11 protein-coding genes are annotated in these 9,498 nt (G+C 63.6%); 2 read left to right on the top strand and 9 right to left on the bottom strand.

The genetic code is table 11. From position 1 onward, the window contains the following. From EN750_RS07450 to EN750_RS07435, 4 genes are all read right to left on the bottom strand, one after another. Positions 1-373 (bottom strand): HTH domain-containing protein (locus tag EN750_RS07450; RefSeq protein ID WP_127396052.1); only part of this gene is annotated, 373 nt, incomplete at its 3' end. A 128-nt stretch (positions 374-501) separates the two neighbouring features. Continuing rightward, positions 502-909: a hypothetical protein gene (locus EN750_RS07445; protein WP_127396051.1), complete on the bottom strand. Its 408-nt coding sequence runs from the start codon at positions 907-909 to the stop codon at positions 502-504. A gap of 72 nt (positions 910-981) precedes the next feature. After that, positions 982-1,572: a DJ-1/PfpI family protein gene (locus EN750_RS07440; protein WP_127396050.1), complete on the bottom strand. Its 591-nt coding sequence runs from the start codon at positions 1,570-1,572 to the stop codon at positions 982-984. Positions 1,573-1,656: 84 nt separating this feature from the next. Further along, positions 1,657-1,824 (bottom strand): hypothetical protein, encoded by a 168-nt coding sequence (locus EN750_RS07435; protein ID WP_013529241.1) that lies wholly within the window; start codon positions 1,822-1,824, stop codon positions 1,657-1,659. Between the two features lie 311 nt (positions 1,825-2,135). Between EN750_RS07435 and EN750_RS07430 the strand changes: the two genes are divergently transcribed. Next, a complete protein-coding gene (locus EN750_RS07430; protein ID WP_127396049.1) occupies positions 2,136-3,083 on the top strand; it encodes a ring-cleaving dioxygenase in 948 nt (315 codons plus the stop codon). 116 nt (positions 3,084-3,199) lie between these two features. Beyond that, complete coding sequence (locus tag EN750_RS07425) at positions 3,200-3,361, top strand: hypothetical protein (protein ID WP_023810961.1); 162 nt, start codon at positions 3,200-3,202, stop codon at positions 3,359-3,361. Between the two features lie 21 nt (positions 3,362-3,382). On the opposite strand, the gene EN750_RS07420 is transcribed toward EN750_RS07425, so the two are convergent. The 5 genes from EN750_RS07420 to EN750_RS07400 form a co-directional block, all read right to left on the bottom strand. Continuing rightward, complete coding sequence (locus EN750_RS07420; RefSeq protein WP_127396048.1) at positions 3,383-4,096, bottom strand: SGNH/GDSL hydrolase family protein; 714 nt, start codon at positions 4,094-4,096, stop codon at positions 3,383-3,385. A 10-nt stretch (positions 4,097-4,106) separates the two neighbouring features. After that, complete coding sequence (locus EN750_RS07415; RefSeq protein WP_127396047.1) at positions 4,107-4,895, bottom strand: thioredoxin family protein; 789 nt, start codon at positions 4,893-4,895, stop codon at positions 4,107-4,109. A gap of 158 nt (positions 4,896-5,053) precedes the next feature. Further along, on the bottom strand, positions 5,054-6,079 hold the full coding sequence (locus tag EN750_RS07410) for a class I fructose-bisphosphate aldolase (protein WP_127396046.1): 1,026 nt from the start codon (positions 6,077-6,079) through the stop codon (positions 5,054-5,056). Positions 6,080-6,218: 139 nt separating this feature from the next. Continuing rightward, positions 6,219-7,415, bottom strand: a complete 1,197-nt coding sequence (locus tag EN750_RS07405) for a phosphoglycerate kinase (protein ID WP_127396045.1) — start codon at positions 7,413-7,415, stop codon at positions 6,219-6,221. A gap of 147 nt (positions 7,416-7,562) precedes the next feature. Beyond that, positions 7,563-9,452 (bottom strand): potassium/proton antiporter, encoded by a 1,890-nt coding sequence (locus EN750_RS07400; protein WP_127396044.1) that lies wholly within the window; start codon positions 9,450-9,452, stop codon positions 7,563-7,565. Positions 9,453-9,498 lie beyond the last annotated feature (46 nt).

Genomic DNA, 9,498 nt, shown 5'->3' with positions numbered 1-9,498 from the left:
GTGTGTGGATCTCGGTGCGGGCGATGCGGTCTTTCTCGGCATCGGGCAATACGGCGCCGATCTTGACCAGCGCCTCGTCGGCGGCCCTCGCCATGGCGGCACCGCCAAAGGCGCGCACCATGCGGGCGCCGGCGACCAGCGCGACGATCTCGTCACGCGTGAACATCAGCGGCGGAAGGTCGAAACCCTCCCTCATCATGTAGCCAACGCCGGCCTCGCCGTCGATCGGCACCCCGGTCGATTGCAAGTCGGCAATGTCGCGATAGATGGTTCGCTCGGAAACCTCGAGCCACGTGCCGAGCTTGTGGGCGGTGACCAGTCGGCCACCGCGCAGATGCTGCACGATCTGGAAGAGCCTGTCGGCGCGGCGCATCGTATGGTCCCTCGGCGTTGTCTCTATGCATGTCGCCCAAAACTGATGTCCACTTTTGGACGGCACGGCATCGTGTTTTCGCGCATGCCGTTATCCCAAAACCGCAGAACACTTTTGGGCGGCGTGCCTCATGGTTTCAGCCCTTCGCGCTTGCGCTGCGCGGCGACGAACTCCGCGCCGAAGGACAGTTTCTTCGTCGTCGGTGTTTTCGCATCGAGCACGCGCCAGAACGGTGCCACGTCACTCAGCGCCATGCCGCGCTGGAGGTCCTCGTTGGCGGCTTCGGCAACAGTGCGCAGATGATAGCCTATGGTGACCGGGCATGTCACTTCGGCGCCATGCTGGATGGCAAGTGCTGTCCGTAGCGCACGCACATCCATCTCGATGCCTTCGGGAATCGAGCGGATGAAATCATCAACCTGGCGCGCCGTCGGCACCAGCATAGGCTGGCCTTCGACGACATCGGCCATCGTGCGCGGCGTTGGCTTCACGCCGTTGATGCCTGGTGTGCTCAGTCTGTCGTTCCAACTCTTCATCGATCGTCCTTTGACGCCAATGCGCGGTGTCCGAAGCTGGCACCATTGCACGGCCCTCCTGACAGCATACTGTCAGGAGCCTTCAGCATATTCCTTGGCAAACAGTGTCCGCATCCGCGCGAGATCGCCGCCTCTTTCGGGGTAGAGCGTCTTCAGAAAGGCGAGTGCGAAGGTGCCTGGTGCCGAACCTGGCGCGGAAACAATTTTGCCGTCGGCTACGGCATGCGGCACATCCTGGTAGTTCTCGGCACCGGCATAACCGGCCTCATGACCATTGATCCAGTCGCGGCCATTGCTGGTATGCCTGGTCTTCTCGAACAGGCCGGCTCGGGCCAGCGCCAGCGTGCCGGCGCAGATACCGCCGACCACACCGCCGCGCGATGCAATGGCTGCAAGCAGGTCGCCTACATCAGGCGGTGCCTTGCCCGTCCACTGGTCGGAACCAATGACGGCAATGGCATCTAGATCGGCATTCTCGCTGGCGCCTGTTGAGCGATCGGGGATCAGCCGAAAGCCGCTGATCCCGGTCACCTGCTTGCCATCCGGTGTCAGCGACATGGCACGGGCACCGAACCATTCGACTGCCGAGGCCGCCAGCAGCCCATACTCCCAGTCGGCAAAACCTTCGATGAAAAGGAAACCGATCGTCTTCTGTTCGGGCATAAGCTCGCTCCCATCCTCGCGCACCGGACCTGTTATCTGGGCGTTGACGCGCCGACATCCAATCGCCGGGTCGAAAAATTGGCTTCAATTGCCGCGAGGGCCACGGTCCGCATACATGTCCGGCCAGCCGATATCCTTACGAATGTCCGCCGGCAGCGAGTTCATGAACCGCTGGGTGCGGATCTCGTTGCGCATCGTGCGGATCTTGCCGACATAGTGCTGCATGCCGCGCAGAATGGTATAACCGTTCATGGCTAGTCTCCTCTCTCTGTGTAGAGGCACTATCGCATACCCCTCCTGACAGCAGTCTGTCAGGAGGATGGCAGGGGGCGAACAATAGTTCCGGACAGTGCGCGCGCCGCAGGCAAGGCATCGCTTCTCGCCGCATCGACCGGTGCCTCAAGGCAGGTTTGCGACTTCCGATTGTTCATAGAGACGGCGTTGTATTCGGTGCCGCTGTTCAGCTTCCGGCGACGGACTGTCGGGATACGCGGCCTTCAGCGAGGTGACCGCAGGTCTGATATGAAGGGAGAAAATTTTTCCCCAACAGCAGGGAGACGACCATGAGCTTGCAACTGACAGGTATCCACCATCTGACCGCCATCACCGCCAATGCGCCCGGCAATCTTCATTTCTACACCAAGGTGCTGGGTCTGCGGCTGGTCAAGAAGACCGTAAACCAGGACGACACCTCGGCCTACCACCTCTTCTATGCCGACGGCGAAGCGACGCCGGGCACCGACCTTACCTTCTTCGACTGGCCGGTCGGCCGCGAGCGGCGCGGCACGCACAGCATCGTGCGGGCCAGCCTCAGGGTCGGCAACCGGGAGAGCCTTGCCTGGTGGAAGCAACACTTGACCGACGAAGGCCTGGCAACAGGAGAGATCGCCGACATCGGCGGTTATGCGTCACTGGACTTCGAAGATCCCGAGGGCCAGCGTCTGCGCCTGGTCAGCGATGGCGGCAAGGGCGGCAGCCATCCCTGGGCGCAAAGCCCGGTACCGGTCGAGCACCAGATACGCGGGCTCGGGCCGATCGTCATCAGCGTTCCCGACATCACCAACACCGAGGCGGTGGTGACCAAGGTGATGAACATGCGCAAGGCGCGCGACTATGCCTCGCCGGAGGGGGAGGTTCACGTCTTCGAAATGGGCGAGGGCGGGCCGGCGGCGGAGCTGCATGTCCTGGTGCAGCCGGGACTGGCGCCGGCACGGCAAGGCGCGGGTGCGGTTCACCATGTCGCCTTCAGGGCGCCGGACCAGGAGACGCTGCATCAATGGACGGCGCGGCTGGCCGAGTTTCGGCTGCCGTCGAGCGGCGAGGTCGAGCGCTATTATTTCCGTTCTCTCTATTTCCGCGAGCCGAACGGCATCCTGTTCGAGATCGCCACCGATGGACCGGGGTTCACCGCCGACGAGCCGCTGGAAACACTGGGGGAAAGTCTTGCCCTGCCGCCATTCCTCGAACCGAAGCGCGCTTCGATCGAGGCCGGCCTCAAGCCGCTGAAGTAGATCGTTTGCCACCGGCAGGCGGGCGCCGCGTTCCGACCCAGGATCGCGGCGTCGTTCTTTCTCAGGCAATGAACGACGTGCTTTGACAGCCGGGCGCGTTGCTGGTCAAAGGCGGCATGACGAAATTTCTCGCCCTTGTCATCGTCGGTTTCATGGTCATTCAATTGATCAAGCCGCTTGGCTGGCCGGGCCTCAAGCGACGTGGTGATTTCTGGAAACTGGCACTGCTCGCCATGGCCGCGATTTCCCTGGCGGCCGTGCTCGGGCATTTGACGTAGGACGGCACTTGTCGTCGGTGCTCAATTGCCAAGCACCGGGCCAACCAGATGCTCGGCCCAGGCCCGGTAGCCTGCTTCCGAGGCGTGAAAGCCGTCCGACGCAAAGCGGGCTTCCGGATTGGTGATCGGCAGGCGCGGCGCCGGCACCGCGCCGCGCTCCAGGCAAAGGCGTTCGCCCATCCGGTTCATGTCGGTGGCGCGAATCTCAAGGATTTTTCCGAGCAGCGGCGGCATGGCCGGAGCCCGCGTGAACTCCAGCACCGGCGACCACACCACGCGTGCTTCCGGCCATTTGGCGCGCAGGCCGTAGAGCAGGCCGCCGAACTCCTTCTTGAAGCGCGGCACGGAGTGAAAATTCTTGGTGTCGTTGGTGCCAATGGCCAACACGATATGCGTCCACGGTTCGGCCGACAGATTGGGCAGGACATGGTCGCGTATCTGGCCCGACGTTGCCGAATTAAAGCCGGCCGCCCGCCAGCGCACGGTGCGGCCTGTGCTTTGTGAAATCAGCACGGCGAGTTGCGCGGCAAGCCCATGTTCCGAATTGCCTATGCCGACCGACGCGGCGGACGAATCGCCCAGCACCAGAAGCGAGATATCAGGCGCCTTGCCTGATATTTCGTGCATGACCGGCCCTTGCGCCGGCAGCATGCGCGTGGTGCGGCGTCGCACGCCGAGGCCTTGCCAGATATAGACCGGGAAGGCGAGCCAGGTGAGTAGGGACGGGAAGCGCATAGCAGTACCGTTAAACGATCAGCGGCAGCCTTAGCGCATGTTTTGGTCGGCGGGAACGCTCTTCGCAGCAACTCGCCTGCCCCGCTTGCTTGCCCTGATATTCATCGTGCAGCCGCACCCAATCCATCAGTCCGTGATAGGGGCCGTTCTCGTTGCGGCCCTTCGGCGTCATGTCGAGATAGTCGTAGGCGCCGATCTGCGCCTCGCCGCCGCGGGCGCGCGACATGAAGGTGAGGAAGATGTCGCGGTTCTCGTCCCGGTAGAAAACGCTGGTGCCGGGAAGCTCCTTGGATGTCCGTGGACGGGTCTCGAAATTGTAGGTGGTGTCGCCGGCGGCGATCTGCTTGTCGGTGAAGGAGACCTGCATGTCGAAGTTGAAATCCGAGGCATAGGACGACACCCAGTCGAACTTCCAGCCCATGCGCTGCTTGTAAGGCAGAAGTTCCGCCAGTGGAGCGCGCGAAACCACGACCAGCGACACGTCGTGATGCCGCAGATGCTGATTGGCGCCGTCGATATGGTCTGCAAGGAATGAGCAGCCCTCGCAATGATTGACGCAGCCCGGCCCGAACATGAAGTGATAGACGATCAGCTGGCTGTTGGTGCCAAACAGGTCGGTCAGTCTCTTCGGCCCTTGTTCGGTCTCGAAGACATAGTCTTTCCGGATCTTCAGCCAGGGCAGTTCACGCCGTTCAGCGGCGATCCGCTCGCGAAACCGCGTCAATTCCTTCTCGCGCGCCAGATGCGCCTTGTGCGCCTGGAACCAGTCTTCGCGCGAAACGATCTTGTTGCGATGCATGAACCTCTCCCTGAATGTCATCCCAAGGACGTTCGGGATGGGCGCAAACCGACATCGCCGGAGAGGAAATAAGGACGGAGAGGCTCTGCCCCAAGTCCGGGCAAACAAAAACCCGGGCGCATCGGCCCGGGTTCAAAGGCAAGACGGAAGGATTTTGATCAGGCGGCCTGTTCCAGGCTCGCCTTCCATTTTCCAAGCGCCGCCAGATGGTTCATATGCGCGCGATGGGTGAAGGCGGCCTGGCCGGCGGCGACATTCGAGGCCTTGCCGCTCCAGGCTTTCTGCGGCGCGGCCTGCAGCGCGCGGCCGTAGGAGAAGGTCAGCTTCCACGGGTGCGGGCCGATGGCGTTGATGGCGTTGAGGTTGGCGGTCGCCTCCTCGTCCTCCTGGCCACCGGAGAGGAAGGCGATGCCCGGCACCGCTGCCGGCACGGTCTCGCGAAACAGCTTTATGGTCTTTTCCGCGACTTCTTCCGGGCTGCTCACCTTGCCCGATTTCTTGCCGGCCAGCACCATGTTGGGCTTCAGGATGGTGCCTTCCAGCAGGACGCCAGCCGCATGGAGCTCGTCATAAAGCTTGATCAGCGTTGCCTTCGAGACGTCGTAGCAGGTATCGATGTCGTGGGCGCCGTCCATCAGCACTTCCGGCTCGACGATCGGCACGATGCCGGCCTCCTGGCAAAGGGCGGCATAGCGGGCAAGTGCATGGGCGTTCGAGCCGATCGAATTGGCCGAGGGCACGCCCTTGGCCTGGTCGATGTCGATCACCGCTCGCCATTTGGCGAAGCGGGCGCCCAGCTTGTAGTAATCGGCAAGGCGCTCGCGCAGGCCATCGAGGCCTTCGGTGATGGTGTCGCCGGGAAACCTGGCCAGCGGCTTGGCGCCGGCATCGACCTTGATGCCGGGGATGGCGCCGGCCGCCTTGATGATGTCGACCAGCGGCGTGCCGTCGGCGGCCTTCTGGCGGATCGTCTCGTCAAAGAGGATGACGCCGGAGATGTAACGGGTCATCGCCTCCCTGGTGCGGAACATCATCTCGCGGTAGTCACGGCGGCTGTCGGCGGTCGATTCGACGCCAATGACGTCGAAGCGCTTCTTGATGGTGCCTGAACTTTCGTCGGCCGCCAGCAGGCCCTTGCCGTCGGCGACGATTGCGGCGGCAATGTCTTCGAGACGTTCGCTCATTGTTGCTTCTCCTGAAACGGTTGTTCCGCGCTTAACGGAAGTCTACCGCCAAAGGAATGGCATCGGAAAGCTCGAATCGATTGAATGCCTCGGGCGGCCTTGTTCGCTCTCCGAGTGTTGATCGCCTCGCCTCGGAGCCTCAGCGCTTCAACACGTCGACGCCGGGCAGTGGCTTGCCTTCCATCCATTCCAGGAAAGCGCCGCCGGCGGTCGAGACATAGGTGAAGTCGTCGGCGACGCCGGCATGGTTGAGCGCCGCCACCGTATCGCCGCCACCGGCAACCGAGACCAACTTGCCTTCCTTGGTGCGCGCCGCCGCATGCTTGGCCGCCGCTACCGTCGCATGATCGAAGGGCGCGATCTCGAAGGCGCCGAGCGGGCCGTTCCAGACCAGTGTCGCGGCGCGGTCGATCCATTCGCCGATGGCCGTCACGGTTTTGGCGCCGACATCGAGGATCATGCCGTCGGCCGGCACGTCCGATATGGCGACGGTCTCGCATTCCGCGCCCGCCTTGAACTCCTTGGCGACGACGCCGTCGACCGGCAGGATGATGGCGCAGCCGGCCTCGGCCGCCTCGATCATGATCTGCTTGGCGGTCGCGGCGAGATCATGCTCGCACAGCGATTTGCCGACATTGGTGCCACGCGCGGCAAGAAAGGTGTTGGCCATCCCGCCACCGATGACGAGGGCATCGACCTTCTTCACCAGGTTCATCAACAGATCGATCTTGGTCGAGACTTTGGCGCCGCCGACAATGGCGACGACCGGACGAACCGGTTTTCCCAGGCCCTTCTCCAGCGCCTCAAGCTCGGCTTGCATGGTGCGGCCGGCAAAAGCCGGCAACAGATGCGCCAGCCCCTCCGTCGAAGAATGCGCGCGGTGCGCGGCCGAGAAGGCGTCGTTGACGAAGATATCGCCATTGGCGGCGAGTTTTTCCGTGAAGGCCGGATCGTTCTTCTCCTCGGCCTTGTAGAAGCGGGTGTTTTCGAGCAGCAGCACGTCGCCCTTGTTCATGGCGGCGACAGCGCTTCCGGCCGTGTCGCCGACGCAATCCGAGGCGAAACCGACGGGGCGGCCGAGCACGTCGGCTGTCGCCTTGGCGATCGGTTCCAGCGAGAATTCGGGCGAGGGGCCATCCTTGGGTCGGCCGAAATGGGCGAGCAGGATGACCTTGGCACCCTTGCCTGACAGCTCGGCGATGGTCGGCGCGATGCGTTCGATGCGGGTGGTGTCGGTGACTTTGCCCTCAGTGACAGGCACGTTGAGGTCGACGCGCACCAGCACGCGCTTGCCGCTGATGTTGCCGATATCGTCGAGTGTCTTGAAGGCGGCCATGCGGGGTTCCTTTCGCGAAAAACCGGGGGACCATACCCCGCATCGGTGTCGATGCAAGGCTTAGGGCGCGCTCGAACCGAAATTTTGAAGTGGGCACGATCTTGCACCGGCGGGGCGGATGAATGGCAGCGCTCAATAGCGGGTTTGTCAGCTTTCGGTTGCTGCCTTTTCCGGCGCTGGCTCCGGGGCCTGCTTTTCGTCCGCCCGCGCCTCGGCCTCCTGCGTCTCGGTCGGCTTGCGCCAGTTGCGGATGAAGGCGGAAAGACGATCGCCGATTTCGCCGGCGCTGAGGAAGACCGGCACCCGCGCCACCGGCGCGGTCGGCTCGAAAGAGAGGCCGAGGCCTATGATCTTGCCCTTGTCGTCGACGTCGCGGACGATCAGTTCTATCGGGCCGAGCAGGACGCGGTCGGCGTATTCGGCATGGCCGCCGAGCCGCGCCGTGACCAGCGCGCCAACGGTGAGCTTTTGCTCCGCTTCGGTCAGGCCTGGCGTATAGGCCGCTTCCAGTTCAGCGGCGGAGCGCGCGGGGTCGACGGCGAAGGCACCGAAGAAATCGGCATCCTCGGGATCGACCACTGCACGGCTCGCGAACAGCTTGTCGAGCAGGCGCGGATAGCGGTCCGGCACGAAAATGTAGACCTGGTCGCCGGCGGCGAGCCGGCCCATGTCCTGGAAGCGCATCGAGCGGCCGTCGCGCAACACCAGCGAGGGTCGCGCCCAGCGTGGGATGCGCTCGCCGCGCGCCACCGGGCTGCCGTGTGCAACGCGATAGGCAAGAAGCTCGTGATGGGCCGAGCCCGGCAGTTCCAGCTCGACCTTGTCCAGCGGTCCGAGCCGTGCCGGCACGATCAGACCGAGGCGGCGCGCCAGCGGTCCGACTGTCCAGCCCTGGATGACCAGCGACACGAGTACGATGATGAAGGCGGTGTTGAAGATGACACGGCCGTTTTCCAGCCCGCCCAGCAGCGGGGTGATGGCGAGCAGGATCGACACCGCGCCGCGCAGGCCGACCCAGGAGACGAAGGCGACCTCGGGGCGCGGCAGACGGAACGGGATCAGGCAGAGCCAGACCGCGATCGGGCGGGCGATGAACATCAGGAACAGGCCGAGCAGCACCGCCGGCACCATGATCGCCGGAAATTGCGACGGTGTCGCGAACAGGCCGAGGATGAGGAACATGATGATCTGCGCCAGCCACGACATGCCGTCCTGAAAGCGCTTGAGAATGGTGACGGCGCGGATATCGGAATTGCCCGAGATGAGGCCGGCGATATAGACCGCCAGGAAGCCCGAGCCGCCAATGGCGCCGGCGGCTGCAAACACCATCAGCGACAAGGTCAGCACGAAGATCGGCAGCAGGCCGTGGTCGAGATTGAGCCGGTCGACGAGGCGCACGATGGCGAGGCCGCCGAGCACGCCGACGACAGCGCCAAGGCCCATGTTGAGGAGGAAGCCAAGGAACAGGCTGGTGACCAGGACATTGGTCTCGGGGTTGGCGTGGGCGGCGATGATCTCTACCAGCGTGATGGTCAGGAAGATGGCGATCGGGTCGTTGGTGCCGGATTCCACCTCGAGCGTCGAGCGCACGCGTTCGCGCAGATTGATCTCGCCGGCGCGCAGCAGGAAGAACACGGCCGCCGCATCTGTGGAGGCTACGGCAGCCCCGAGCAGGAAGGATTCCAGCCAGGTGAGATCGAGCAGATAATGGGCGGCGACGCCGAACAGGCCGGTGGTGACAAGCACGCCGAAGGTCGCCAGCGACAAAGCCGGGCCTGCAGCCTGCCGCAAGGCGTTGAGCGGCGTGCCGAAACCGGAATCGAACAGGATGACGGCCAGCGCCAGTGAGCCGGCAAAATAAGCGATGCGGGCGTTGTCGAACTGGATGCCGAGTCCGTCGGTGCCGGTGGCGAGGCCAATGCAGAGAAACAGGAGCAGAAGAGGAGCGCCGAAGCGGAAGGCGATCAGGCTCGAAAACGCGGCGACGACGACAAGCGCTGTGCCGACCAGCGTGACGAGATAGATCGCATGCTCCATCCTGAAATCAGCCCCTCAAATTCGTCGGTCTCCTGCTTTGCGAGAG

Source organism: Mesorhizobium sp. M7A.F.Ca.ET.027.03.2.1, from assembly GCF_003999175.1.
In the GTDB taxonomy this organism is placed as follows: Bacteria; Pseudomonadota; Alphaproteobacteria; order Rhizobiales; family Rhizobiaceae; genus Mesorhizobium.
This window is presented reverse-complemented; position numbering and strand designations above follow the sequence as displayed.